General features: G+C 75.2%; 20 protein-coding genes and 1 tRNA gene. 3 read left to right on the top strand and 18 right to left on the bottom strand.

The annotated features are described in order from the left end of the window. Nucleotides 1-24: 24 nt before the first annotated feature. A complete protein-coding gene (locus ACFPK1_RS21345; protein ID WP_378022961.1) occupies nt 25-1,428 on the bottom strand; it encodes a cystathionine beta-synthase in 1,404 nt (467 codons plus the stop codon). 175 nt (nt 1,429-1,603) lie between these two features. Between ACFPK1_RS21345 and ACFPK1_RS21340 the strand changes: the two genes are divergently transcribed. Beyond that, nucleotides 1,604-2,848: an acetyl-CoA C-acetyltransferase gene (locus ACFPK1_RS21340; RefSeq protein WP_378022960.1), complete on the top strand. Its 1,245-nt coding sequence runs from the start codon at nt 1,604-1,606 to the stop codon at nt 2,846-2,848. A 113-nt stretch (nt 2,849-2,961) separates the two neighbouring features. Here ACFPK1_RS21340 and ACFPK1_RS21335 read toward each other — a convergent pair whose 3' ends face one another. Continuing rightward, entirely contained in the window at nt 2,962-3,783 is an 822-nt protein-coding gene (locus ACFPK1_RS21335) for a Bax inhibitor-1/YccA family protein (RefSeq protein WP_378022959.1), read from the bottom strand. 302 nt (nt 3,784-4,085) lie between these two features. On the opposite strand from ACFPK1_RS21335, the gene ACFPK1_RS21330 reads away from it, so the two are divergent. Then, nucleotides 4,086-4,316 carry an antitoxin gene (locus ACFPK1_RS21330; protein WP_378023048.1) on the top strand — a complete coding sequence of 77 codons (231 nt, stop codon included), beginning with the start codon at nt 4,086-4,088 and terminating at the stop codon, nt 4,314-4,316. A 99-nt stretch (nt 4,317-4,415) separates the two neighbouring features. On the opposite strand, the gene ACFPK1_RS21325 is transcribed toward ACFPK1_RS21330, so the two are convergent. The 9 genes from ACFPK1_RS21325 to eno form a co-directional block, all read right to left on the bottom strand. Next, on the bottom strand, nt 4,416-6,677 hold the full coding sequence (locus ACFPK1_RS21325; protein ID WP_378022958.1) for a SpoIIE family protein phosphatase: 2,262 nt from the start codon (nt 6,675-6,677) through the stop codon (nt 4,416-4,418). 136 nt (nt 6,678-6,813) lie between these two features. After that, complete coding sequence (locus tag ACFPK1_RS21320; RefSeq protein ID WP_378022957.1) at nt 6,814-7,674, bottom strand: PIG-L deacetylase family protein; 861 nt, start codon at nt 7,672-7,674, stop codon at nt 6,814-6,816. A gap of 266 nt (nt 7,675-7,940) precedes the next feature. Then, a tRNA-Leu gene (locus tag ACFPK1_RS21315) sits at nt 7,941-8,014 on the bottom strand. A 77-nt stretch (nt 8,015-8,091) separates the two neighbouring features. After that, complete coding sequence (locus ACFPK1_RS21310; protein ID WP_378022956.1) at nt 8,092-8,877, bottom strand: uracil-DNA glycosylase; 786 nt, start codon at nt 8,875-8,877, stop codon at nt 8,092-8,094. Continuing rightward, entirely contained in the window at nt 8,861-9,502 is a 642-nt protein-coding gene (locus ACFPK1_RS21305) for a hypothetical protein (RefSeq protein ID WP_378022955.1), read from the bottom strand. Before ACFPK1_RS21305 ends, ACFPK1_RS21310 begins: the two co-directional genes overlap by 17 nt. 4 nt (nt 9,503-9,506) lie before the next feature. Beyond that, entirely contained in the window at nt 9,507-10,481 is a 975-nt protein-coding gene (locus ACFPK1_RS21300; protein ID WP_378022954.1) for a Ppx/GppA phosphatase family protein, read from the bottom strand. Between the two features lie 397 nt (nt 10,482-10,878). Then, entirely contained in the window at nt 10,879-11,409 is a 531-nt protein-coding gene (locus ACFPK1_RS21295; protein ID WP_378022953.1) for a DUF501 domain-containing protein, read from the bottom strand. Further along, nucleotides 11,406-12,074, bottom strand: coding sequence for an FtsB family cell division protein (locus tag ACFPK1_RS21290; protein ID WP_378022952.1), 669 nt, complete (start codon nt 12,072-12,074; stop codon nt 11,406-11,408). Before ACFPK1_RS21290 ends, ACFPK1_RS21295 begins: the two co-directional genes overlap by 4 nt. Nucleotides 12,075-12,079: 5 nt before the next feature. Beyond that, the gene (gene eno / locus ACFPK1_RS21285) at nt 12,080-13,366 is read right to left on the bottom strand and encodes a phosphopyruvate hydratase (RefSeq protein WP_378022951.1); all 1,287 of its coding nucleotides are present in this window, start codon (nt 13,364-13,366) and stop codon (nt 12,080-12,082) included. Between the two features lie 207 nt (nt 13,367-13,573). Between eno and ACFPK1_RS21280 the strand changes: the two genes are divergently transcribed. Beyond that, on the top strand, nt 13,574-14,008 hold the full coding sequence (locus ACFPK1_RS21280) for a tetratricopeptide repeat protein (RefSeq protein WP_378022950.1): 435 nt from the start codon (nt 13,574-13,576) through the stop codon (nt 14,006-14,008). Here the strand turns inward: ACFPK1_RS21280 and ACFPK1_RS21275 are convergent. The 7 genes from ACFPK1_RS21275 to mfd form a co-directional block, all read right to left on the bottom strand. Further along, the gene (locus ACFPK1_RS21275; protein WP_378022949.1) at nt 14,005-14,916 is read right to left on the bottom strand and encodes a lytic transglycosylase domain-containing protein; all 912 of its coding nucleotides are present in this window, start codon (nt 14,914-14,916) and stop codon (nt 14,005-14,007) included. The two genes, ACFPK1_RS21280 and ACFPK1_RS21275, sit on opposite strands and share 4 nt — an antisense overlap. Before the next feature lie 52 nt (nt 14,917-14,968). Further along, a complete protein-coding gene (gene efeB, locus ACFPK1_RS21270; RefSeq protein WP_378022948.1) occupies nt 14,969-16,210 on the bottom strand; it encodes an iron uptake transporter deferrochelatase/peroxidase subunit in 1,242 nt (413 codons plus the stop codon). 13 nt (nt 16,211-16,223) lie between these two features. Continuing rightward, nucleotides 16,224-17,390, bottom strand: coding sequence for an iron uptake system protein EfeO (efeO, locus tag ACFPK1_RS21265; RefSeq protein ID WP_378022947.1), 1,167 nt, complete (start codon nt 17,388-17,390; stop codon nt 16,224-16,226). A gap of 75 nt (nt 17,391-17,465) precedes the next feature. Beyond that, nucleotides 17,466-18,317 carry an iron uptake transporter permease EfeU gene (gene efeU, locus ACFPK1_RS21260; protein WP_378022946.1) on the bottom strand — a complete coding sequence of 284 codons (852 nt, stop codon included), beginning with the start codon at nt 18,315-18,317 and terminating at the stop codon, nt 17,466-17,468. 134 nt (nt 18,318-18,451) lie between these two features. Next, complete coding sequence (locus ACFPK1_RS21255; RefSeq protein WP_378022945.1) at nt 18,452-19,345, bottom strand: nucleoside triphosphate pyrophosphohydrolase; 894 nt, start codon at nt 19,343-19,345, stop codon at nt 18,452-18,454. Continuing rightward, entirely contained in the window at nt 19,342-20,334 is a 993-nt protein-coding gene (locus tag ACFPK1_RS21250; RefSeq protein ID WP_378022944.1) for a hypothetical protein, read from the bottom strand. The genes ACFPK1_RS21255 and ACFPK1_RS21250 overlap by 4 nt, the downstream gene beginning before the upstream one ends. A gap of 123 nt (nt 20,335-20,457) precedes the next feature. Then, entirely contained in the window at nt 20,458-24,114 is a 3,657-nt protein-coding gene (gene mfd, locus ACFPK1_RS21245) for a transcription-repair coupling factor (protein WP_378022943.1), read from the bottom strand. Nucleotides 24,115-24,180: the final 66 nt, after the last annotated feature.

The following is a 24,180-nucleotide window of genomic DNA, read 5'->3' as shown; positions in this document are numbered from 1 at the left end:
TCGTCCACCCTAGGCACCTCTCTCTCAGCTCGATCCACCGACGTCGTAGCGGCTGCCGGTGGCCAGGAACGCGAGGATGTCGGCGCGGGTCACGATGCCCGCGGGCCGCCCGTCGACGACCACCAGCGCCCCGTCGCCGCCGCGCAGCGCCTCCACCGCCTTGGAGATCGGCTCGTTGCTGCCGAGGCTCGGCAGGGGCCGCGAGAGGTGGCGCTCGACGGGGTCGGTGAGCGAGGCCTGCTCGTTGAACACCTTGTCCAGCAGGTCGCGCACGGTCACCGCGCCCCGGACCTCCGCCGCCATGACCGGCGGCTCGGCGCGGACGATCGGCATCTGCGAGACGCCGAACTCGCGCATGATCGACACGGCGTCCGCGACGGTCTCGCTGGGGTGGCCGTGCACGAGGTCGGGGATGGAGCCGTCCTTGCGGCGCAGCACGTCCCCGACCGTCCACTCGCCGGTGTCGGGGGCGAGGAAGCCGTAGGAGGCCATCCACTGGTCGTTGAAGACCGTGGACAGGTAACCGCGGCCGCCGTCGGGCAGCAGCACGACGATGACGTCGTCGGGGCCGGCCTTCGCCGCCACCTCGGCCGCCGCGCACACCGCCATCCCGCACGAGCCGCCGACGAGCAGCGCCTCCTCGCGCGCCAGGCGCCGCGTCATGACGAACGAGTCGCGGTCGGGCACCGCGACGATCTCGTCGGGGACACCGCGGTCGTAGGTGGTGGGCCAGAAGTCCTCGCCGACGCCCTCGACGAGGTAGGGCCGCCCGTCGCCGCCGGAGTAGACCGAGCCGACCGGGTCGGCGCCGACGATCCGCACGCGGCCGTCGGAGACGTCCTTGAGGTAGTGGCCGGTGCCCGAGATCGTGCCTCCGGTGCCGACGCCCGCGACGAAGTGCGTGATGCGCCCCTCGGTCTGCTCCCAGATCTCCGGGCCCGTGGACGCGACGTGCGAGGCGGGGTTCGCCGGGTTGGCGTACTGGTTGGGCTTCCAGCCACCCTCGGTCTCGCGGGCGAGCCGGTCGGACACCGAGTAGTACGACTCGGGGCTCTCGGGCTCGACGGCCGCGGGACACACCACGACCTCGGCGCCGTAGGCGCGCAGCGCGTCCTGCTTGGCCACGCTGACCTTGTCGGGGCAGACGAAGATGCAGTGGTAGCCGCGCTGCTGGGCGATGATCGCGAGCCCGATCCCGGTGTTGCCCGAGGTCGGCTCGACGATCGTCCCGCCGGGCTTCAGCTCGCCGGACGCCTCCGCCGCGTCGATCATCTTCTCGGCGATGCGGTCCTTCACGCTGCCGCCGGGGTTGAAGTACTCGACCTTGGCGAGCACCAGCGGCGCGTCCGGCCCCGACGGCACCACGCGGTTGAGACGGACCAGCGGGGTGTTCCCGACGAGATCGGCGACGTGCTCGACGTAGCGCATCCCTCCATCTTCCGGATCCGCCGACGGCCGCGCCGCTCGCCCCCACGGACGTGCGCGGTCTCACGCGGATCGGCGTGTCGGGGTGGGCGTGTCGTTGTCAGCGGCGTGGCGTCGCTGACGTCCAGTGTCCGTAACGCCACGCGCTCGCTCGCACGCGCGGTCGTAGGGTCGGCGCATGGTCGCCCCTGGCCGCGAGGCCGTCATCGTGTCCGCCGTCCGCTCGCCCATCGGCCGCGCCCGCAAGGGCTCGCTGGCCGCGATGCGCCCGGACGACCTCACCGCGCAGGTGGTGCGGGCCGCCCTCGACGCGGTGCCGGCGCTCGACGCCGAGGAGGTCGAGGACCTGCTGCTCGGCTGCGGCCTGCCCGGCGGCGAGCAGGGCTTCAACCTCGCGCGCATCGTCGCCGTCGAGCTCGGCCTCGACCGCCTGCCCGGCGCAACGATCACGCGGTACTGCTCGTCGTCGCTGCAGACCGCGCGGATGGCCGCGCACGCCATCCGCGCCGGCGAGGGCGACGTCTTCCTCGCCGCCGGCGTCGAGACGGTGTCGCGGTTCGAGAAGGGCAACTCCGACGCCTGGCCCGACACCCACAACCCGCTGTTCGCCGACGCCGAGCAGCGCACGGCCGACGTCGCCGCCGCCGGCGCGACCGAGTGGCACGACCCCCGCGCCGACGGCCTGTACCCCGACCCCTACATCGCGATGGGGCAGACCGCCGAGAACGTCGCGCTCGCCGAGGGCGTCACGCGCGAGGAGATGGACCGCTTCGCGGTGCGCTCGCAGCAGAACGCGGCGCGCGCGCAGGACTCGGGGTTCTGGGCGCGCGAGATCACGCCCGTGCGCCTGCCCGACGGCTCGGTGATGGAGCACGACGACAGCCCGCGCCCGAGCACCACCTACGAGGCGCTCGCCGACCTCAAGCCCGTCTTCCGCCCCGACGGGCGCATCACCGCCGGCAACGCGTGCCCGCTCAACGACGGCGCCGCGGCACTGGTGATCATGTCCGCCGAGCGCGCCGAGGCCCTCGGGATCACGCCGCTCGCGCGCATCGTGTCGACCGCGGTCAGCGCCCTGTCCCCCGAGATCATGGGGCTCGGCCCGATCGAGGCGTCCGCCCGCGCCCTGGCCCGCGCCGGCCTCACCGTCGGCGACGTCGACCTCGTCGAGATCAACGAGGCCTTCGCCGCCCAGGTCATTCCCTCGGCCCGCGGGCTCGGGATGAGCGACGACGAGATGGAGGCCAAGCTCAACGTGCACGGCGGCTCGATCGCCGTCGGCCACCCGTTCGGCATGACCGGCGCGCGCATCGCCACGACGCTCATCAACGGCCTGCGCGAGCGCGACGCGACCCTGGGCCTCGAGACCATGTGCGTCGGCGGCGGGCAGGGCATGGCGATGGTGCTCGAGCGCCTGAACTGAGCGGGGGGAGTTCCTGACGTCTGACGTCAGCGTGGCCGCCAGGCTGGAACACCCCGGACGCACGACGGCCCCTCCCGCACGGTGCGGGAGGGGCCGTCGGCTCGGGAGGACGTCTACTCGCGGAAGTAGCTGAGCAGGCGCAGGATCTCGATGTAGAGCCAGACCAGCGTGGTCATGAAGCCGAAGGCGAGGTACCACGCGAAGCGCGCGGGGACCCCGGCCTTGACCGCCTGGTCGGCCTGGTCGAAGTCGAGCATCAGCATGAAGGCGCCGATGGCGATGCAGACCAGGCTGAAGATGATCGCGAGCGTGCCGCCGTCGCGCAGGCCCATGCCGCCGGGGACGAAGAAGCCCGCGACGAGGTTGGCCAGCATCAGGACGACCACGCCGATCGCCGCGCCGATGACCATCTTGGTCAGGCGCGGGGTCACGCGGATGGCGCCGGTCTTGTAGACGACGAGCATGCCGATGAACACGCCGAGCGTGCCCAGGACGGCCTGGACGCCGATGCCGGCGAAGCTCGAACCGCCCGGCGAGGTCGCCAGGTTCTGGAAGACGCCGGTGATCGCACCGAGCGCCATGCCCTCGAAGGCCGAGTAGCCGAGCACCAGCCACTTGTTGGTGCTCTGCTTGAAGATGATGATCAGCGCGAGGACCAGACCTACCACGAAGCCGAGGAGCCCCAGCACGTAGATGCCGCTCCACGCGGTGGCCACACCGACCGCGAGGGCGAGGACCACGTTGAGCGCGGTCTTCTGGACCACGTCGTCCACGGTGAGCGGACGGTCGTCCGCCGCCGCGGTCGGCATGGGGCTGCCGCCCCCGCCGAACATCCCGCCGGCGCCGGCCATGCCGGCCGGGGCGTCGCCGAACCGCGCGTACCCACCCGGCGAGGTGGGCAGGTTGCGGAACGCCGGGTTGCTGCTGGTGCGCACCTCTCGTCCTCCTCCTCAGCGGAGACCGGCACCGATGGCGGGCTCGTCATCGGCCGGGTCGGCCGCGGACTGTTGCGTCCACCCGGTCCAACGACGTGTCGCCCGGATCGGTTCCCGTCTCGGTAAAAAGAACTTTACCGGATCGGTGGTGGACGCAGCGTGTCCGCTTCGCCCGGGATGGGGCCTCCCGGGCAAGTCTATCCGCCCGATCGGAGGCACCAGGCCGGGTCGCAGGTGTCGGCCGGCGACGGCCCGGGGAATGCTGCCGGGGAACCTCGCAAGCAGCGACGAGGAGGGTGACGATGGTGGACTTCGGCAAGATGGCCGACCAGGCCAAGGACTGGGCCGGGGAGAACCCCGAGAAGGCCGACTCCTACGTGGACAAGGGCACCGACGTCGTCGGCCAGCGCTTCGGCCACGAGGAGCAGGTCGACCAGGCCGGCGAGAAGGCCAAGGACTTCCTGCACGGCGGCCAGCAGGAGGGGCAGGCCCCGCCGCCCCCGCCGCCGGGCGAGGAGCCCCCGCGACCCTGAGGACGACCCACGGAGAACGACCCCCCGAGGTCGACTCCCTGAGAACGACGCGGCGGCCCGGTCCCGCACGGGACCGGGCCGTCGTGCGTCCGGGGACCGCTACACCGGGGACGCGACCGGCCCGTCCTCACCGTCGAGGCGGATCGCGAGCAGCACGGCGTCGTCACGCAGCCCGTCGACGCCCAGCATGCCGAGCAGCCGGTCGCACAGCTCCTCGACGGGCATGTCGGGCGCCTGCGCGGCGAGGGTGTCGGCGATGAGCTGGGTCCGGTCGTCCGGGTCGGCGCCCGGGGCCTCGATGAGGCCGTCGGTGTGCAGGACCAGCAGGTCGCCCTTCGCGCAGTGCACCGAGGTCTCCTCGCGGGTGATCGCGCGCGTCGCGCCGATCAGCGGCGACAGGTTGCCCGTGAGCAGCTCGACCGTCCCGTCGGCGCGGCGCAGCAGCGGCGGCGGGTGCCCGGCGTTGGAGTAGCGCAGCGTCCACCCGCCCTCGTCGCCCCGCTCGAAGCGGGCGTACACGGCGGTCGCCATCGCGGCCATGCCGAGACCCTGGACCACGTCGTCGCAGCGGTCGACGACGTCGGCCGGCCCGAGCCCCTCCCAGGCGTAGGAGCGCAGCACCCCGCGCAGCTCGCCCATCGCGGCCGCGGCGCGCAGGTCGTGGCCCACGACGTCGCCCACCGCCAGGCCGACGGCGCCGTCGGGCAGGGCGAGCATGTCGTACCAGTCGCCGCCGACCTGGGCGCCGTCGGTGGCGGCGAGGTACCGCGACGCGATGGACATCCCGGGCATCTCGGGGACGGCGGGCAGCAGGCTGCGCTGCAGCGTCTCGGCCGCCCCGTGCTCGCGGGCGTAGAGCCGGGCGTTGTCGAGCGCGAGCCCGGCGCGGGCGGCGAGGTCGGCGGCCAGGTAGAGGTCGCGCTGGGCGTAGCGCCGGCCGTAGGGCAGCTCGGTGCCCAGCACCAGGGCGCCGAGCACCTGGCCCCGGGCGCGCAGCGGGACGACGATCGCCGAGCGCGGCCGCAGCGCCTCGTAGCGGCGCAGCAGCTCGGGCTGCTCGGCGATGCCCGCCGGGCGCACCGGCAGCTCGGCGAGCAGCGACGGCGTGCCGGCCGAGAGCGCCTCGCCGATGGGGTCGCGGTCGTCGTCGGTGGGGCTGACCCACCGGCCGAGGCCCTGGACCTCCTCGGTCTTCGTCTCGTCACGGTGGTTGACCGCCGCGCGGCGCACCGGGGAGTTGCCCTCGGCGTCGTCGAGCAGGTCGACGCAGCAGAAGTCGGCCATCGCCGGCACCACGATGCGGGCGAGCGCCTCCGCGACGCCGGTGGTGTCGAGGCTCGCCGACATCGCCGAGGTCGACTCGGTGAGCAGCCGCAGCTGCTCGCGGGTCTCCTCCGCGGCGGCGAGGGCGGCGCGGCGCTCGTTCTCGACCATGACGCGCTCGGTGACGTCGGCCTGGACGCCGACGAAGTTGACGACGCGGCCCCCGCCGTCGAGCACCGGGGTGATCGACACCTGGTTCCAGAACGCGGTGCCGTCGCGGCGGTAGTTGAGGAGCACCTCGGTGATCGGGCGCTCCTCGGCCAGCGCCGTGCGGATGCGCGAGATCGAGGCCGGGTCGGTGTTCGGGCCCTGCAGGAAGCGGCAGTTGCGCCCCATGACCTCGTCGAGCTCGTAGCCGGTGAGGCGGGTGAACGCCGGGTTGACCCACACCAGCGGGTTCTGCTCGCGCGCGGGGTCGGAGATCGTGAACGACAGCTCGGTGGCCACCACCGCGCGGTCGCGGACCATCTCGAGGTGGCGCTGCGCCCCCGCGCCCGAGAGCTGCAGGAACACGACCAGGGCGAGCCGGCGCTGGTCGGCGTTGACGGCCTCCGAGAGCGGGAAGCCGGTGACCCACAGCAGTCGCCCCTCGGCCTCCTCGCGCTCCTCCTCGGTGGCGTCCGAGCCGCGGCGCGCGGCGTCGGCCACGGCCACGGGCTCGCCGGAGACCGGGATGCCCTGGGCCACGCGGGAGAGCGGGGACGCCGTGTCGCGCATCGGGCGTCCGGACAGGTCGGTGAGCCCGGCCGCCTCGCTCCACGCGTCGATGTCCAGCGGGAGGGTGGCGCGACCGCCGGTGAGGGCCGACGCCGAGTCGTTGGCGTAGGTGACGAGCCCCGCACCCAGGTCAATGAGAGCGACGGCGGCCGGCGCGGTGTGCAGGACCTGCGGGAGGTCCGAGTCGGCGAGGCCGCTCGACGGGGCGACGCTGTCGCGGACGCGCTGGGCCTCGGCGGCGTAGTCGGCACCGAGATCGGGGGCCAGCTCGGGATTCTCCGTCGCCACCTCGCCGCGGTCGCCGTTCGTCCAGCCGGTCACGTCGCGGAGCCTATCGGCCCCGAGCGGTGACCGGACCGGGTGTGACCCCCACCAGGGCGCGCGGCAGCCACGGGCGCCGACCGGTCGGGCGAAACAGAGGGTGCCGGAGCACCCGGACGGGCGACGGGGGGCGTTCTCACACCAGGAAGACCTCGCGGGGACCGGGGGCCGAGCCGTCGGGCAGTTCGCGGTCGCGCCCGGGACGGCCACCGAACGCTGCGCTGGCGGCGAGTTTACGAGCTCGCACCGTCTCCGACAGCGCGAGCTGGCGGGCCCGCCGCCACGGCACCTCCGCCGACTCGGGGCCGGCCCAGCTCCAGGCCTGGTCGAGCCACCGGACGAGGCGCACGCGGTAGGCGGCGCAGACGATCTCCGCGGCGCGCCCGGCGGCCTCGTGGTCGTCGTCGCCGTCCCCCGACCAGGGCGCGAGCACGCACAGCCCGTGCGGGTCCTCGACGAAGCCGACGATCTCGCTCAGCGCGGCGACGACGTCGGCCTCGCGCCCGGCGAGCCCGGCGTCGGGCAGCCCGAGGCGGTGCCGGCGGACCTCCGCGACGCCCAGCGCCTCGTAGGCGTCCTCGAGCGCGGCCTCCTCGGAGTCCACCGAGGTCTCGCCCACCGGGTCGTCGTCCGCGGCCTCGTCGAGGCGCGCCAGCACCGAGGCCAGCGTGTCGGGGTCGGCGAGGTCGTCGGGGCGCACCACGAGGTCGTCGACCGGTCGTTCCGGTCCCATGGGGACGGCGAGCCCCTCCGGCGGCGTGCAGGTGCGGCCCGGGCCGTCGGTGAGCGCGAGGACGTCGACCGAGGCGTGCCGCGCGGCGAGGCGGCGCAGCAGCCCGCCGGCCGCCCGGATCTCGTCGCGCGGGTGCGGCGCGACGACGACGAGCCGCCGGCACGCGCGCAACGTCAGCGGGCGCAGCCCCTCGAGCTCGCGCCACGGCGGGCGGGCGCCCCCGGGCGCGGGGATCCGACCCGACAGGTCCACCTGGTCAGCCACGACGCTCACCTCCCTGCCATGAGTGTGGCTGATCTTCTCGCCCGTTCGGAGCAGCTTCGGGGGGTCGGCGTCGAGCGGTCCGTCCGGGGTGCCCGAGCGGTCGGGCCCGCTCCCGGTGATCGACCGACCGACCGCTCTCCGCGTGCGACGCTGCGACGGGCGGGTGACGCGGAGCTGTCCTCCCGGGGTGGAACGGGTGACGCCACGGCGACCGGACGGCCATCCGGGGTGCGGTCCGGTCCTCCCGGACCGCTCGGGTGGAGGCGTGCCCCCGGTGGGGTTCGAACCCACACTGCGGCGATTTTAAGTCGCCTGCCTCTGCCGATTGGGCTACAGGGGCTCGGAGTCGCGGCAAGCCGAACCGACGCCGCGTCCGGTGGTCCCGTTCCGTCGCGCCCGTCGGAACCGGTGGGCAGCCTAGCCGGGGTCGCGCGGCGGGGTTGTCGGTTCCAGGCCCGCGGCGGCGGCCGCGGTCGCGAGGACGTCCTCGAGCATCGCCGGGGTGAGCCGTCCGGTGAAGGTGTTCTGCTGGCTGACGTGGTAGCAGCCGAACAGCTCGAGCGGCGCCGCCTCCGCTCCCGCGGCGGGCTCCAGCGTCACGTGGGCGGCGTGCCCGAACGCCGGGCGTGGCCGGGGCACCACCCAGCCCGGGTGCCCGCTCGCCGGGTCGGGGGTCGCGAGCACGGGCAGCAGCGCCTGCCACCCGAACCCGCCGAGCACCACGACGGCGCGCACGGTGTCGCGCAGCAGCGCGAGCTCGCGGGCGAGCCACGGCCGGCAGCGGTCGCGCTCGGCGGGGGTCGGCTTGTTCTCGGGCGGCGCGCAGCGCACCGGGGCGGTGATGCGGGTGCCGGAGAGCTCGAGGCCGTCGCCGATCGCCACCGACGTCGGTTGCGACGCCAGCCCCACCGCGTGCAGGGCGGCGTAGAGGACGTCGCCGCTGCGGTCGCCGGTGAACATGCGCCCGGTCCGGTTGGCCCCGTGCGCTGCCGGCGCCAGGCCGACGATCAGCAGCCGCGCGTCGGTCGCCCCGAACCCGGGCACCGGGCGACCCCAGTAGGTCTCGTCGCGGAAGGCGGCGCGCTTGACCTCGGCGACCTCCTCGCGCCAGGCGACCAGCCGCGGGCACGCGCGGCACCCGGCCACCGCCGCGTCGAGGGTCGCGAGGTCCGGGGCGAGCGCGGGGTCAGCGGTGCCAGGCATGCCAGGCCTCCCGCGCGGCGAGCACGGCCACCACCGCCGACACCGCGGGCGCGGCCACCGACGGCGCGACCGCGGTGCCCGCGAGGAGGTCCACACCGGACGCCGCGACCAGGACCGCCGACAGCGCGACCACGAGCACCGGCGGGGCGGCGGGCCCGACCCGGGGGTCGCGGTCGGCGCCCTCCCGGCGCAGCGTGCGGGCGTCCAGGGCGACCAGCACCGGCAGCGCGACCGCCGCGACGAGCCCGAGCAGCCCGCCGACGAGGGTCTCCCCCGGCCGCGCCGGGGCCAGCGCGCCGAGCACGGCGTCGACCGCGCTGTACACCGCGAGGATCACGAACGACACCGTCATCGCGCGCACCGCCCGGTGCTCGCGGCGGGCCGGGTCGCCGGCGAACTGCCAGCGCACCGGCAGCGCGGCGCCCAAGGAGATCGCCAGGTGCGCCGCGAACGCGGCCACGCTGGGCAGCGTCGGCCCGTTGCCGAGCAGCCAGGCGGCGACCGCGAGGACGGTGGTGTGCGCGACGGTCACGGCCACCAGCGCCCGCACGCGCCGGGCCAGCACCAGCGCCGCGAGCGGCAGCACCCCGGCGGCGCCGGGCGGGTCCGCGGGCTGGGTCGTCACGCGCTCACCAGCGGGCGGCGAGCGCCCGCGCGATCCCGTCGAGGATGTCGTGCTCGGAGACGACCAGCTCGGTGACGTCGGTGCGCTCGGCCAGCTCCTCGGCGAGCACCCGCATGACGAGCGACCCGCCGCCGATGACGTCGACCCGGCCCGGGTGCATCGGGCCCAGCGCCGCCCGCTCGTCGCGCGGCATCGCCTCGAGGCGCCGCGCGGTGGCCCGCACGTCGTCGAGGCCGAGGCGCGAGAGGTGGATGCGCTCGGGGTCGTAGGTGCGCAGGTCCATCGCGACGGCGCCCAGCGTGGTCGCCGTGCCCGCCACGGCCACCCAGGTCTGGACGTCGGCGACCGCCACCTCGGTGAAGGCCGGCGCGAGCGTGGCCCGCGTGAACTCCTCGGCCTCGGCGATCTGCTCGGCGGTCGGCGGGTCGTCGTGCAGGAACTTCTCGGTCAGCCGCACGCAGCCCACGTCGACCGAGCGGGCCGCGGTGACCTCGGCGTGCACGGCGTCCCAGGTGCCGGTGACCAGCTCGGTCGAGCCGCCGCCGACGTCGGCGACGACGAACGGGCCCTCGTCGGGGTCGAGGTCGGCGACGGCCCCGGCGAACGACAGCCGCGCCTCCTCGTCACCGGTGATCACGTCGGCGTCGACGCCGATGACCTCGCGGACCGCGCCGAAGAACTCGTCGCGGTTCTCCGCATCGCGCGTCGCCGACGTGGCGCACACCCGGACGGTGTCCGGGCCCACCGCCACGCCGTGGCGGCGCAGCATCTCGGCGTAGGCCCCCAGGGCCTCACGCGTGCGGGCCAGCGACTCCGGCGCGAGGCGCCCGGTGGCGTCGACGCCCTGGCCGAGCCGGTTGACGCGCATCTCCCGGTGGACGTCGCGCAACCAGGCGGAACCGTCCTCGCGGACCGTCACGTCGGCCACCAGCAGGCGGATCGAGTTGGTTCCGCAGTCGACGGCCGCGACCCGTGGCATGGGCGCTCCCTGCACCAGACGCCTCCCCGGTGGACCGGGCTGGCGTCGACGCTACTGAGGTCGCCCGCGATGTGCCGGTCGCGGGGGTCGGACCGATCGCCGGACGCCCCCGGCGGGTGGGGCCGCCCGGCGACCGGTCCGTGGGCGTGCGCCCGCCGGGCAGCCCCGCAGGGCGCCGTGCGGCGGGTCACCACCCGGTGCGCGGCGGGCCGTCCGCACCGTCGCGCTGGGCCGGTCGGGGGAACCGGCCCCTCCATCCTGATCGGCGCCGGGCGCGAGATCAACGTGGGACGGGGGTCGTGACCGGGCCAGGGGTCAGCGCCACCGGTCCGTGGTGCGCCCGCCACCGTGCGTAGGTCCCGCCCGGGTGATCGCGTCGCCGGATCGGGAGGTCGGGTCAGCCCGGGGTGTCGTCAGCCCGGGAGTCGCCCGGCGGGGCCACGCAGGGCCCGGCGTGCCACCAGTCGTCGAGCCGGTCGAGGGTCTCGTCGCCCGCCGGGTTCACGCCCCGGCCGCGGGCCAGGGTGTGGGCGACGTGGACGTGCAGGCACTTCACCCGCTCGGGCATGCCCCCGGCGCTGACGTCGGTGCCGAGCGGCTCGATCGCGTCGCGCTCGGCGAGGTACTCGGCGTGCGCCCGCGCGTAGCGGGCCGCGAAGTCGGGGTCGGTGTCGAGACGCTCGGTCTGCTCGCGCATCAGCCCGTCGGCCTCGAGCGTGCCGACCCGCGAGGTCAGCCGCGGGCAGGTGGCGTAGTACAGCGTCGGGAACGGGGTGCCGTCCTCCAGCCGCGGCGCGGTCTCGACGACGTCGGGCAGCCCGCACGGGCAGCGGTGCGCGACGCGGCGCAGCCCGCGGGGGCGCCGCCCGATCTGCGCGGCGACCGCGGCGCGGTCGGCGTCCGCCGGACGGTCGTCCGGTCCGCTCACGGGGCCGTGCCGAGGGTCGTCCGCGCGACGCGGGCGTACCAGGGCAGGTCGGCCTCGGCGGGCGGGAGCCCGGCACGGGGATCGGTGTCGCGGGGCGTGCGCTCACCGGTGTCGCCCGGCAGCTGCACGCGGTAGGGCACCTCGCCCGGCCGCGCGTAGCCGAGGCGCTCGCGGGCCAGGGCCTCGACGTGCGCGGGGTCGCGCAGGGCCGCGCGCTCGCCGGTGAGCGTGCGGACGTCGCCGGCCAGGCGCTCCTGCTCGGCGGCGACGGCGGCGAGCTCGTGGCGCTGGGTGACGTAGTTGCGCAGCGGCACCGCGACCGTCAGCGCCACCGCGCACACCACCACGGCGAGCACGGCGGCCCGCCGCGCGGTGGAGAGCCCGAGCGCGCCGCCGGTGGCCTGGGCGGCGCGCCGGGCGCGGGCCGCCGCGGCCGCCGTGCCCGAAGGGACGCGCAGCGGGCGCCGGCGCACGACCCGCTGGGGGTCGCGGCGGGGGCCCTGACGGGCACGGGTGCGTCCGCGGGTGGGCGACGACCCGCCCGTCGTGCGCTTGGCCGGCGCCCCGTCCCGGGTGCTGCGCCGCCCGCGCCCCCGCGAGGTGCCCGACCGTCCGGCGGCGCGGTCGGCGGGGCCCTCGTCGGGGGTGCTGCGGTCGGCGGGCACGGGGCTCAGGCGTCCGGGTCGAAGCGCGGGAAGGCCAGGTCGCCGGCGTAGCGCGCGGCGTCGCCGAGGGCCTCCTCGATGCGCAGGAGCTGGTTGTACTTCGCGACGCGCTCGGAGCGGGCCGTGGCGCCGGTCTTGATCTGGCCGCAGTTGGTGGCGACGGCGAGGTCGGCGATCGTCGTGTCCTCGGTCTCGCCGGAGCGGTGGCTCATCATGCAGCGGTAGCCGTACTGCTGGGCCAGGCTGACCGCGTCGAGCGTCTCCGAGAGCGTCCCGATCTGGTTGACCTTGACGAGCAGGGCGTTGGCGGCGCGGCGCTCGATGCCCTCCTCGAGGCGCTCGATGTTGGTGACGAACAGGTCGTCGCCGACGATCTGGATGCGGTCGCCGATGTCGCCGGTGAGCTTGGTCCAGCCGTCCCAGTCGTCCTCCGAGAGCGGGTCCTCGATGCTGACCAGCGGGTAGGCGTCGAGCAGCTCGCCGTAGTACGAGCTCATCTGCGCGGCGCTGCGGGTCTCGCCCTCGAACGCGTACACGCCGTCGGAGAAGAACTCGCTCGCCGCCACGTCGAGGGCCAGCACGATGTCGCGCCCTGGCGTGTACCCGGCGTCGCGGACGGCGGCCACGATGAGGTCGAGCGCCTCGCGGTTGTTCGGCAGCGACGGCGCGAAGCCGCCCTCGTCGCCCAGGCCCGTCGAGAGCCCCTGCTTCTTGAGCACCTTCTTCAGCGACTGGTAGACCTCCGCGCCCCAGCGCAGGGCCTCGCGGAAGGACTCGGCGCCGATCGGCGCGATCATGAACTCCTGGATGTCGACGCCCGAGTCGGCGTGGGCGCCGCCGTTGAGGATGTTCATCATCGGCACCGGCAGCACGTGCGCGTTGGGGCCGCCGACGTAGCGGAAGAGGTCGAGCTCGGCGGACTCCGCGGCGGCCCGCGCGACCGCGAGGGACACGCCCAGCAGCGCGTTCGCCCCGAGCCGCGACTTGTCCGGCGTGCCGTCGAGGTCGATGAGCTTCTGGTCGACGACGCGCTGCTCGGCGGCGTCGATGCCGACCAGGCCGGGCCCGATCTCGTCGAGGACGCCGGCCACCGCCCGCTCGACGCCCTTGCCGAGGTAGCGGGAGTCGTCGCCGTCGCGCAGCTCGACCGCCTCGTGCTCCCCGGTCGACGCCCCGGAGGGCACCGCCGCGCGGGTCAGCGTGCCGTCGTCGAGCGCCACCTCGACCTCGACCGTGGGGGTGCCCCGCGAATCGAGGATCTCCCGTGCGCCGACCTGCTCGATGACCGCCACGGACCATGCCTCCGAATGCTGGATCGCCTCGCCGCGCCCCGGGGCACGGCACGTCGCCCGCATCGTAGACGCCGTGGTCGACCCGATCGGTGAGCCACGCACGGGAGACGGAGCCTGCGGAGCTCCACGGTGTGGAGGAGCGCGGAGCAACCGTGGCGACCGCGGCGACCCTCGCGCGGTTCCGTGAGTCGGCCTACGGTGGCAGAGATGTCCGCCGCGCAGCCCGAACCCCCCGAATCGGACGTCCCCGGGGCGGTGGCCGCGGTGGCGGCCTTCCGCCGCGCCGAGGACCTGCTCGAACGCCGCCGCCCGCTCGACGCGCTCAAGGCCCTCGCTCCGCTGCTCGAGACCGAGCAGGCCGCGGCGTCGGTGCACCTGCTCGCCGCGCGCGCCTTCCTCGCGTCCGCGCAGTTCCGGCGGGCCGAGGAGGGCTTCCTGCGGGTGCTCGAGCTCGACCCGTCGGACCACTACGCCCGCTTCGCCCTCGGCCGGACGCTGCAGCGCCAGAGCCGGCTGGTGGAGGCCCGCACGCAGCTGCGGATGGCGGCGGCGATGGACCCGCGCCCGGAGTACCAGGAGGCCCTGGGCGAGGTCAGCGCGAACATCGCGGTGCGCTCCGACCTCGCCGGCGGGTCCCCCTAACCCTGGCTGGCCCGCGCGTACTGGTCGGCGGCGGCGTAGACGCGGCGGCCGTACTCGTCGGAGTTGTTGTACGACAGCACCGCCGCGCGCCAGCCCGGGCCGGTCGCGAGGTCGCGGTCGTTGGCGCAGAGGTAGCGCCCCGCCGCGAGGGCGGCGTCGTCGATATTGTTGGGGTCCGCGACGCCGTCGCCGTTGCCGTCGGAGCGCCACTTCGCCCACGTCGACGGGATGAACTGCAGCGGGCCGACGGCGCGGTCGAGCGCCCGGTCGCCGTCGAGGACGCCGCCGTCGGTGTCGCCGATGGTGCGGTTGCCGCCGGTGCCGTCGAGCGGGACGCCGATGATGCGCGGTGTGACGTCGCCGTTGCCGGCGATCGAGGCCCCGCGGTAGCGGCCGTGGTTGGACTCGATGCGGGCGAGGCCGGCGATCGTGACCCAGGACAGGTTGCAGTCGGGCTTCTCGCGCTTCACGGCCTGGTCGGCGACGCCGTAGGCCTGCAGCGCGCGGGCGGGGACGTCGGCGCGGCCGGCGATGCCCTCCGACCACTCGGCCAGCGTCGCCTGCCCGCCCGCGGCGGGCCCGGACGCGGCCGCGCCCCCGAGCGTCGGCACGGCCAGCGCGCCGGGCTGGGCGACCGTGCCGAGCGCCACCGGCGCGGGCTCCACCTCGAGCGCCGGGATCTCCTCGGCGCCCACGTCCTCGCGCCCGAACTCGCCCTGGTGGTTGACGAGCACGACGGTCGCGACGACCGCCAGGAGCAGGACGAGCACGAGCCCCAGGCGGCCGAGGACCGCGAGGCGGCGCCGCGGCGGGGCCTCGCCCCCGTCGGTGCCGCTGCGCACGGTGGACCGGCGGGACGCCGGGACGCGATCACGGGAACCCGGGGTGGGATCGGTCGGCGCGCTCATCGCGGTGGAGATTACGCGCCGGTAGACAGGGCCCTCGGCTCACCCGGGCGGCTCAGCCCTCCAGGACCGTTCGGCCCCAATAGCCCCCGTCGCCGAGCCCCGGCGGGATCGCGAACACCGCCGATCCGGTGTGCTCGATGTACTCCATCATCTTGTCGAAACGGGCCAGCTGGCTCTGCATCGGCACGAACTGGCGGTGCGGGTCGCGCATGAACGCCACGAAGAACAGGCCGGCGTTGAGATGGCCCAGCCCGTCGGAGCCATCGACGAAGTTGTAGCCGCGGCGCAGGATCCTCGCGCCGCCGTTGTTCTGCGCCGACGCGAGGCGGATGTGCGCGTCGGCCCCGATCGGCGAGTCCGGCGCGAGGTTCGGCAGGTCGAACTCCTGCGCCTGCCCGATCGGCGCACCCACGCCCTTGGTGCGCCCCGTCAGCGACTCCTGCTCGGCCAGCGACGTGCGGTCCCAGGTCTCGACGTGCATGCGGATCCGGCGCGCGACGAGGTAGGTGCCGCCCGCCATCCAGGCCGGCCCCTGCGCGGGCGGCACCCAGACGTGCTCGTCGAGCAGCGCCCCCTCCTCGGCCTTGAGGTTGTTGGTGCCGTCCTTGAAGCCGAAGAGGTTGCGGTGGGTCTGCTGGGCGGTGGACGTCGACGACGTCCGCCCGAACCCGAGCTGCGACCAGCGCACCGACGTCGTCCCGAACCCCGTGCGCACGAGGTTGCGCACGGCGTGCACGGCGACCTGCGGGTCGTCGGCGCACGCCTGCAGGCACAGGTCGCCGCCGGAGAACGCCGGGTCGAGCTGGTCCTGCTGGAACGGCGGGAGGTCGGCGAGCTCGGGCGGGCGCGGGATGCCGAGCTTGTCGAGCAGGGTGCCGCCGATCCCGAAGGTGATCGTCAACGCGGCCGCCGGGAGGCCCAGCGCCTCGCCGGTGTCGCTGGGCGGGGCCTCCGGGTTGCGGTTGACCGCCCCGCCGGGCGCGGCCTCGGCGCCCGCGACCATCCGCTCCGCGGCCGCCGTCCAGCGCTGCAGGAGGCTGATCACCGCGCGGCGGTCGGTCGTCGTCAGGTCCAGGGCGACGAAGTGCAGCCGGTCCTGGGCCGGGGTGACGATCCCCGCCTGGTGCGGGCCCCGGAACGCGACCACCTCCCCCGCCGGGTCGGGCGGCGCCTCCGACGCGGACTCGCCGGCCGCGAAGCCGGCGACCGCGCCGGCCCCGACGAGGGCGGCCCCGGCGCCGGTCGCACCGAGGAGCCGGCGCCGGGAGATGCCGCGCATTCCGGAACGGGTCATGCCGTCCTTCTCGTCACGTCGTCACCAGGCCGGCGACCTGGCTGACCGGCTCGCCGAGGGCGTCGACGGCCTGCGTCATCCGCTGCTTGTCCTGCTCGGTGAGCTGCGTGTAGAGCACGTACCCGTCGCCCGAGCGGTACTGCTCGAGGAGCGCGTCGACGTCGGCGAAGCGCTGGTCGAGCGTCGGCCCCAGTGCCGGGTCGCGCTGGTCGATCGCCGGGCGCAGCGCCGCGACCGCCGCCTGCGAGCCGTCCACGTTGGCGCGGAAGTCCCACAGGTCGGTGTGCGAGTAGCGGTCCTCCTCGCCGGTGATCTTCCCGGTGGCGACCTCGTCGAGCAGCTCCTTGGCCCCGTTGGCCAGCTGCACCGGGGTGAGCTGGAGGGCCGCCGCGCGGGTCTGCAGGTCGCGCAGGTCGGCCATCAGCTGGTCGCCCATCGCGGCCGAGTCGGGCTGCAGGCCGGTGACCCACAGGTCCTTCTCCAGGCGGTGGTAACCGGTCCAGGCCACGCCCGGGTCGCGCTCGTCGTCCTCGCGGCCGTCGACGCGCGGGTCGATGTCGCCGAACGACTCCGCCACCGGCTCGACGCGCTCCCAGTACGTGCGCGAGACGGGGAAGAGCGCCTTGGCCTGGTCGACGTTGCCGGCCTTGATCGCGTCGACGAACTCCTGGGTGCGGGCGATCCCGGCCTCGATCTGCGAGTTCGTGTAGCGCTGGTAGCCCGCGACCGCCGAGGCGAGCAGCGCGTCCTGCGAGGTCGACCCGGCCGTGCTGCCGGTGACGGTGAACGGCGCGCGGATGCCGTCGCCGACCATGCCGGGCTTGCAGGCGGTCGTGTACTGGCCGCCCTGGGGCACCTCGACGATGAGCTGGCGCGACAGTCCGGGGCCGATGTTCTCGACCTCGCCGACGATCCGGTCACCGGTGCCGTAGACGTAGAACTCGGTGATCTTGGTGCCGGTGTTCTGCACGGCGAAGGAGATGTTGCCGGCGGGCGCCTCGGTCGCCGATACCTCGCAGGCGGTGTCCGACGCGGTGACCTGGATGGGCCCGCCCTGCCCCGGGGGCGGGGGTGCGGTGCTCGTGCACGCGGCGAGCGCGAGCATCGCCAGGGCCGCTCCCGTGACGACGGTCGAGCTCCGCTTCGCTCCGTCTCCGGCGGCGAGGATCCTGCGGGACATCGTTCTCCTCCAGTGGGCGCGCGGCGGTGCACGCCGGCGTTCGATCGGATCTCGGGACCGTGCGGGGACGGTGGGTCAGGCCCTCGTGCCGGCCGTGTCGGTGGCGCCGCCGGGGACCGGCGCCTCGCGCCGTCGCGGCCTGCGCAGGAAGAGCGTCAGCACGATCGCGACGTAGAGCACCCACACGACGGCCTCGAGCACCGTGGTCTGCGGCGAGAAGTTGAAGACGCCCTTGAGCAGCGTCCCGTACCAGGAGTCGGCCGGGACCGCGGCGCTGACGTCGAAGGCCAGCGTGTACAGGCCGGGCAGGATGCCGGCCTCCTGCAGGTCGTGGACGCCGTAGGCGAGGATGCCCGCCGCGACGAACACCAGGAGCACGCCGGTGACCGTGAAGAACTTGCCGAGGTTCAGCTTCACCGCGCCGCGGTAGATCAGGTAGGCGAGCACGATCGCCACGGCGATGCCGAGCAGGAAGCCGATGAGCGGGCCGGTGGTCTCCCCCGCGGCCTGGGCGGCGGCGAAGAAGAACACCGCGGTCTCGAGGCCCTCGCGCCCGACGGCCAGCGCGGCCATGAGGACGACCGCGGCCGACCCCATGGCGATCGCCTTCTCCAGGCCGCCCTCGAGCTCGGTGGCGATGGTCCGCCCGACGCGGCGCATCCAGAAGATCATCCAGGTGACGAAGCCCACCGCGATGATCGACAGCGACCCGCCGAGCGCCTCCTGGGCCTCGAAGGTCAGCGCCTGCTGGGACAGCGTCAGGGCGAGGGTGACGCCGACGCTGATCGCGATGGCCACGCCGACGCCCAGCCAGACCTTCGGCAGCTCGCGCCGCCGGTCGGTCCGGACCAGGAACGCCACGAGGATGCTGACCACGAGGGAGGCCTCCAGGCCCTCGCGCAGCCCGATCAGGGCGTTCCCCAGCATGGCGTCCTCTCGGCGTCGCTCAGGTGACCCTCACCTGTTGTGAGGTGAGGCTAGCCTGGCTCCGCCGGACGAGGGAAGACAGCGAGAACCCGATCACACAAAGTGACCGAATTGTCCGTTTCCTGACGCGGACCTCACGCCGGCCAGTGCCGGCGCCAGCCGGCGTCGTCGAGCGCCGTCGGGTCGTCGCCCGCGGCGCGGGCCGCCGCCTCCGCCCCGCGCACCCGCCGCGCGAGCTCGGCCGCGGCCGCCCGGAGGTGCCCCTCGGGGTCGTCGTACGACGCCGCCGCCGCGTACAGCGGGTCGTCCGACGCGCCGGTCAGGAGGTCGTCGGGCACCCCGGCACGCCGCGAGCGCGAGAGGTACTTGGCGACGAGCGCGGCCGCGGGCTGGGCCTGCGCGACGCCGTCGAGCGCCGAGTCCCGGCGCTTCTCGACGGCCTTGAGCTCCTCCCAGCGGACCTGCTGCTCCGCCGCGCCGGTGATGGTCTCGCCGTCCCCGAACACGTGCGGGTGGCGGCTCACGAGCTTCGCGACGAGCTCGCCCGCGACCGCGTCGATCCCGAACGGGTCGGCCGCGTCCTCCTCGGCGATCCGGGCGTGGAAGAGCACCTGCAGCAGGACGTCGCCGAGCTCCTCGCGCACCGCGGCGCGGTCGTCGTCGGCGACGGCGTCGTAGAGCTCGTAGGTCTCCTCGACGAGGTAGCGCAGCAGCGAGGCGGGCGTCTGCGCGGCGTCCCAGGGGCAGCCGCCGGGCGAGCGCAGGCGGTCCATGACGCGCACGGCCTCGAGCAGCTCCGCGCCGGGCCGGGCGCCGGCCGGCCCGGGAACCAGCTCGACCACGGTGCCCTCCCCCTCGGGGGCGTCGTCGCGCACGGCACCCAGCTCGCGGGCGAAGGCGTCGGCGACGTCGGCGGGCAGGTCGGGGTGCAGCCGGACCTGGTCGGCGGCGGCGACCGCGCGGACCGCCGCGGCGGGCAGGACCGCGCCGAGCCGGGGGTCGACGGTGACGGTCTCCCGGTCGCTCACGGGGCCGGGCTGCGCACCGGGGTGACCACGCCGACCGCCCCCGGGTCGTCCACCACGTCGAGCTGGGTCGGGTCCCAGGCGCCGTAGCGCGGGCTGACCGTCACCCCGAGCTCGAGGGCCAGCGGCTGGAGCTGGCGCAGGCCGAAGCCGAACATGGTGTCGTCGTCGACGGCCGACGCCGGGGTGACGCCGGGAGCCGGCGGGGCGTCCAGGGTCCGCTCGCGCACGTGGATGACCGACCACGGGCCCTGCGCCGGGTCCTGGTTCTGGCGGGCCTGCGACGACCCGCCCGGCGTGATCGTCACCGTGCCCGCGGGCAGCCCGAACAGCAGCGAGGACGCCGACGAGCGCAGGCCCGCGCCCTGGTCCTGCCCCGGGCGCAGCGTCAGCCCGTTCGCGCCGGCGCCCTGGCCCTGGCCGAACAGCTGGGGCGCGCGCGACGGGTCGGCCGCCACCTGCCGGGCCAGCGCCTCGGCGGACGCCCGGTCGGGGGCGGTGGCGTAGTCGATGGTGACCTGCAGACCGTCGAAGACGCGCCGGCCGATGTCGCCGGCGGCGAGCTGGTCGGCGACGAGCCCGCGGATCGTCGCCGGGTCGAACCCGCTGCCCTGCGCGGCGGCCTCGGCCCCGCCGGCCCGCGCCAGCGCGGCGTCGACCCGCTGCGGCGCCACGACGATCCCGTCCCGGCGGGACTGCTCGGCGATCAGCTCGTGCAGCACGCGCACCGTCACCAGGCGCCGCGACTCCTGCGCCAGCAGCTGCGGCGGGATCGGCGCCCCGGGCGCGACGCCCTGCTGCGCGGCCTGCTGGTCGACGGCGACCCGCAGGTCGGGGACCGCGGTCCGCAGGTTGTCCTGGATCTCGCTGATGGGGATGACGGTGGTCCCGACGACCGCGGCCGCGCCGGTCCGGTCGGGGCCGGTCCCGCAGCCGGCGAGCACGAGGAGACCGACGAGCACCGAGGTGACGAGCGGCAACAGGCGACGCACGGGCGTCACCTTCTCACCCGCCCGGCCGGTGGCCGCACGCCGCCCGGCCACTCGCGATGATCAGCAGGGCGACAGGCACCGTCCCCGCGCCTCCGCGGGTGTCTCTCGACCTGCCGATCTCCGTCAGGGCGCCGCCGCGGCCGCCGGTTCCGGGAAGAGCTGGCCGAACAGTTGCTCGCACCAGGCCAGCAGCGCCAGGTCGCGCAGGGGCGCGGCGCCCATGCGCACCGGGCCTCGTGATCCCGAGGAGCCGTCGGAACCCTCGGCGGGCCGGGGCAGCGACAGCGTGCGGGACGCCGCCTTGTACTGGGCACGCGGGTGGAGGCGCTTGAGGCGCATCTGCATCGACTCGGGCAGGTCGACCGGCGCGAACCGGATCATGTTGCCCTGGCCCGCGACCTCGGTGATGCCGTGGCGCCGGCACGCCTGCCGGAACGCGGCGACGGCGAGCAGGTTCGTCACCGGCGTCGGCGGCTCGCCGTAGCGGTCGACGAGCTCCTCGCGCACCGCGTCGATCCCGGCGGCGTCGGCCGCCTCGGCGATCTTGCGGTAGACGTCGAGGCGCAGCCGCTCGGTGTCGACGTAGTCGTGCGGCACGTGGGCGTCGATCGGGAGGTCGACGCGGACCTCGGCGAGCGGCTCGTCGTCCGCGCCGCCGGCCCCCGCGTGCGCCTTGAACGCCTCGACGGCCTCGCCCACGAGCCGCACGTAGAGGTCGAAGCCCACGCCCGCGATGTGGCCGGACTGCTCGGCGCCGAGGATGTTGCCCGCGCCCCGGATCTCGAGGTCCTTCATCGCCACGGCGGTGCCCGCGCCGAGCTCGGAGTGCTGGGCGACGGTGGCGAGGCGGTCGTGGGCGGTCTCGGTGAGCGGCTGGTCGGCCGGGTAGAGGAAGTACGCGTAGCCCCGCTCGCGCCCGCGCCCGACGCGCCCGCGCAGCTGGTGGAGCTGCGAGAGCCCGAGGGTGTCGGCGCGCTCGACGACCAGGGTGTTGGCGTTGGAGATGTCCAGGCCGTTCTCGACGATCGTCGTGCACACCAGGACGTCGTGCTCGCGCTCCCAGAACTCGTTGACCGTGCGCTCGAGGCGCTCCTCGGCCATCTGCCCGTGGGCGGTGGCGATGCGCGCCTCGGGCACGAGGCGGCGCAGGCGCGCGGCGGCGTCGTCGATGGAGCTGACGCGGTTGTGGATGTAGAAGACCTGTCCGTCGCGCAGCAGCTCGCGGCGGATCGCGGCGGCGACCTGCTTCTCCTCGTAGGCGCCGACGTAGGTCAGCGTCGGGTGCCGCTCCTCGGGCGGGGTGAGGATCGTCGACATCTCGCGGATGCCGGCGAGGCTCATCTCCAGGGTGCGCGGGATGGGTGTCGCCGACATCGACAGCATGTCGACGTGGGCCCGGAGCCCGGTGATGTGCTCCTTGTGCTCGACGCCGAAGCGCTGCTCCTCGTCGATGACCACCAGCCCGAGGTCCTTCCACGTCACCCCGGTCTGGAGCAGCCGGTGGGTGCCGACGACGACGTCGACGCTCCCGTCGGCGAGGCCGCGGATCGTCGCGTCGGCCTCCTTGGGCGAGGTGAACCGCGAGAGGCCCTTCACCGTGATCGGGAAGTTGCGCATGCGGTCGGTGAACGTCTGGAGGTGCTGCTGGGCGAGCAGCGTCGTCGGCACCAGCACCGCGACCTGCTTGCCGTCCTGCACGGCCTTGAACGCCGCGCGCACCGCGATCTCGGTCTTGCCGTAGCCGACGTCGCCGGAGATGACGCGGTCCATCGGGACCGCCTTCTCCATGTCGGCCTTGACCTCGTCGATCGCCGACGCCTGGTCGGGCGTCTCGGTGAACGGGAACGCGTCCTCCATCTCGCGCTGCCACGGGGTGTCCGGGGCGAACGCGTGGCCGGGCGCGGACTGGCGCGCGGCGTAGAGCTGCACCAGCGACGCCGCGATGTCGCGGACGGCCTTGCGCGCCTTCGACTTGGTCTTCGACCAGTCGGAGCCGCCGAGCTTGTTCAGCGTCGGGAGCTCGCCGCCCACATAGCGGCTGATCTGGTCGAGCTGGTCGGTGGGCACGAAGAGCCGGTCGGAAGCCTGGCCCCGCTTGGAGCTCGCGTACTCGAGCACCAGGTACTCGCGGGTGGTCGCGGCCTTGCCGGTGCCGGTGGTCCGCTGGGTCATCTCGACGAACTTGCCGATGCCGTGCTGGGCGTGGACCACGAAGTCGCCGGGCTGCAGCGTCAGCGGGTCGACGGCGTTGCGCCGCTTGACCGGCGCGCGCTTGACCGTGCCCTCGGTGCCCGGGCGGGTGCCGGTGAGGTCGGACTCGGTGACGATCACCAGCGACGTCGCGCCCGCGGTGACGCCGTCGGCGAGCCCGCCGCGCGTGATCGTCACGACGCCCGCCGCGGGCGCGGCGAGCAGGCCCTCGTCCGCGAGCTGGACGGGGACCTCGTGCTCGCGCAGCTGCTCGGCGGCGCGCTGGGCGGTGCCCGCGGCGGGGACGACGAGCACGCCGGTGCCGCCCGCCGCGGCCAGGGCGCGCAGGTCGGCGGCGGCGCGCGGGATGTCGCCGCGGTAGGCCTCGACGCCGGTGAACCCGGGGCGCAGCACCCGCGCGCCGTCACGGGTGTGCGAGTCGTCCTCGACGTCGGGGTCGGTGGCGAGGCTCGAGAGCGTCCACCAGGGCCGCCCGGCCTTGGCCGCGACGGCGCGCACGTCGCCGAGGTCGCGGTAGGCGGAGGCACCCAGGTCGATGGGGGCGCGACCGTCGGCGCCGTCGGCCGCGGCGAGCCAGGAGGCCTCGAGGAACTCCTGGCCGGTGCGCACCAGGTCGGCGGCGCGGGTGAGCACGCGCTCGGGGTGGCAGAGCAGCACGTGCCCACCGGCCGGCAGCAGCTCGGGCAGCACGGCGAGCTCGGGAGTCTCCCCGTCTCCCCCGAGCAGCGCGGGGATCAGCGACTCCATGCCCTCGGTGGGGATGCCCTCGGCGACGCGGCCGAGCAGCTCGCCCAGCGCCTTCTCGCCGGCGTGCTCGACGGCGAGCTCGGCGGCGCGGGCGCGCACCGGCTCGGTGAGCAGCAGCTCGCGGCACGGCGGCGCGACGACCTCGGCGGGGCGCGAGTCCGGGCCCTCGCCCGACAGCGAGCGCTGGTCGGCGACGGAGAAGCACCGCAGCTCGGAGACCTCGTCGCCCCAGAACTCCACGCGCACCGGCGCCACGGCCGTCGGCGGGAAGAGGTCGACGATGCCGCCGCGCACCGCGAACTCGCCGCGCTTCTCGACCATCTCCACGCGCGCGTACGCGAGGTCGACCAGCCGGGCGGTGAGCGCCTCGAGCTCGTACTCGGTGCCCTCGGCCAGGCGCACCGGCTCGAGGTCGCCGAGCCCGGGCACGACGGGCTGGATGAGGCTGCGGGTCGCCGCGACCACCACGCGCAGCGGGACGTCCGGGGTGTCGTCGGCCTCGGGATGCGCCAGCCGACGGAACACCGTGACCCGCCGCCCGACGGTGTCCGCGCGCGGGGAGAGGCGCTCGTGGGGCAGCGTCTCCCAGCTCGGCAGGTGGGCGACGACGTCGGGGCCCAGCAGCTCGCCGACGGCGCCCGCCAGCTCCTCGGCCTCGCGCTCGGTGGCCGTGACCACGAGGAGCGGGACGCCCGCCCCGCCCGCGTCCTGCGCCGCGGCGAGCGCGGCGGCGACGAACGGGCGCAGGCCCGTCGGACCCTCGACCGCCGCGTCGCGCCCCGCGGCGCCGACGACCTCGCGCAGGCCGGGGTCGGCCAGCACGGGCAGCAGCAGGGGCGCCAGGGGCGCGTCGACGGACGCAGGAGCGGTGGAGGCGGGAGCGGGGGC

The sequence above is a fragment of the Actinomycetospora rhizophila genome (assembly GCF_042657905.1).
GTDB classification, from domain to species: Bacteria; Actinomycetota; Actinomycetes; order Mycobacteriales; family Pseudonocardiaceae; genus Actinomycetospora; species Actinomycetospora rhizophila.
Note: the sequence above shows the minus strand (reverse complement) of the source record. Positions and strands in the feature narration are given on the sequence as shown.

Bases quoted from the DNA above. Each gene is read 5' to 3' on its own strand.
- ACFPK1_RS21280 (WP_378022950.1), top strand. From the start codon at position 13,574: ATGTCCGCCGCGCAGCCCGAACCCCCCGAATCGGACGTCCCCGGGGCG.
- efeO (WP_378022947.1), bottom strand. From the start codon at position 17,390: ATGTCCCGCAGGATCCTCGCCGCCGGAGACGGAGCGAAGCGGAGCTCG.
- ACFPK1_RS21300 (WP_378022954.1), bottom strand. From the start codon at position 10,481: ATGCCACGGGTCGCGGCCGTCGACTGCGGAACCAACTCGATCCGCCTG.
- ACFPK1_RS21340 (WP_378022960.1), top strand. From the start codon at position 1,604: ATGGTCGCCCCTGGCCGCGAGGCCGTCATCGTGTCCGCCGTCCGCTCG.
- efeU (WP_378022946.1), bottom strand. From the start codon at position 18,317: ATGCTGGGGAACGCCCTGATCGGGCTGCGCGAGGGCCTGGAGGCCTCC.
- ACFPK1_RS21345 (WP_378022961.1), bottom strand. From the start codon at position 1,428: ATGCGCTACGTCGAGCACGTCGCCGATCTCGTCGGGAACACCCCGCTG.
- ACFPK1_RS21310 (WP_378022956.1), bottom strand. From the start codon at position 8,877: ATGCCTGGCACCGCTGACCCCGCGCTCGCCCCGGACCTCGCGACCCTC.
- ACFPK1_RS21275 (WP_378022949.1), bottom strand. From the start codon at position 14,916: ATGAGCGCGCCGACCGATCCCACCCCGGGTTCCCGTGATCGCGTCCCG.
- efeB (WP_378022948.1), bottom strand. From the start codon at position 16,210: ATGACCCGTTCCGGAATGCGCGGCATCTCCCGGCGCCGGCTCCTCGGT.
- ACFPK1_RS21330 (WP_378023048.1), top strand. From the start codon at position 4,086: ATGGTGGACTTCGGCAAGATGGCCGACCAGGCCAAGGACTGGGCCGGG.